Source organism: Erwinia sp. V71, assembly GCF_965644245.1.
Classification (GTDB): domain Bacteria; phylum Pseudomonadota; class Gammaproteobacteria; order Enterobacterales; family Enterobacteriaceae; genus Erwinia.
Genome location: NZ_CBFFRK010000255.1, coordinates 1 through 978 on the forward strand (window position 1 = coordinate 1; position 978 = coordinate 978).

The 978-nt window shown below is 38.2% G+C and carries 2 protein-coding genes; one reads left to right on the forward strand and one right to left on the reverse strand.

Annotated elements, in window-relative coordinates:
* Nucleotides 1-441: 441 nt before the first annotated feature.
* Nucleotides 442-774 (forward strand): YegP family protein, encoded by a 333-nt coding sequence (locus ACSZO1_RS22490; RefSeq protein ID WP_437616606.1) that lies wholly within the window; start codon nt 442-444, stop codon nt 772-774.
* 24 nt (nt 775-798) lie between these two features.
* Here ACSZO1_RS22490 and ACSZO1_RS22495 read toward each other — a convergent pair.
* Nucleotides 799-978, reverse strand: a 180-nt coding sequence (locus tag ACSZO1_RS22495) for a hypothetical protein (RefSeq protein ID WP_437616608.1), incomplete at its 5' end; no start/stop codon positions are given.

The window sequence follows — 978 nt, forward strand, 5'->3', positions numbered from 1 at the left end:
CCGGCAGCCTTCAGTGGTCTTTGCAGAGTTAAGACAGGCGGCTTAGCGTTGCACTTCGAACTTGAATCCGCCGCTTAGCGTTGCACTTCGGAGTTGAATCCGCCAACAACATATTTTTAATTAACACATAATGAGGCAAAGTCAAGCGTAGTGATTAAATAATATAACAATTTAAAAAATCACTACCGCACCCGGTGGGTTTGCTCAACCTCGCATATTGTAAAACAAGTTTTAAAATGTAAACGGTTAAATTCTGTATCCTTTGATATATACCTGCTGAATGTGCAAACACTATAACCAGTGTGGAAGACCATAAGATAATTCCATTTTCAGTAATTCATGCAAAATATTTGAAAATATCCTGGTTTATGCACATACTTAAACAGCTATACGTACCCTCATAGAGCATGTATTATTAATACGACAAATCAAGGGGTTATTATGTCCGGATGGTTCGAGTTAAACAAAAGCAGTGATGGGCAGTTCAGGTTCGTTCTCAAAGCGGGTAATGGAGAGATCATTCTTACCAGTGAACTTTACACAACGAAAGGTGCAGCAGAAAACGGCATTGCATCAGTTCAGGCAAACAGCCCTATCGATGAACGCTATGAGAAAAAAGTGTCCTCAAATGGCAAATGCTTTTTTAATCTCAAAGCTGCTAACCATCAGGTTATTGGCACAAGTCAGATGTATGCCAGTACTCAATCACGTGAAACAGGTATTGCATCAGTAAAAAGCAATGGTGTTTCTGGCATAACCAAAGATAACACTTAGTAAACCTGATTAAAGACAGATCTACTATTTATGATCTGTCTTTTCTATTTTTTTCTTAATTCCGTTAAGGAAGGTGCGATTAATTCGATGGGAACCATTTTTTCGTCCTGTCATAGTATGGTAAATAAACAAAGAACCGCCCAAAACACTGAAAACGATAGATGAACGGCAATCATTGTAGTCATGAACAGAACTTTGAATGAT

Coding starts and splice junctions, on each gene's coding strand:
- ACSZO1_RS22490 (WP_437616606.1), top strand. CDS start 442: ATGTCCGGATGGTTCGAGTTAAACAAAAGCAGTGATGGGCAGTTCAGG.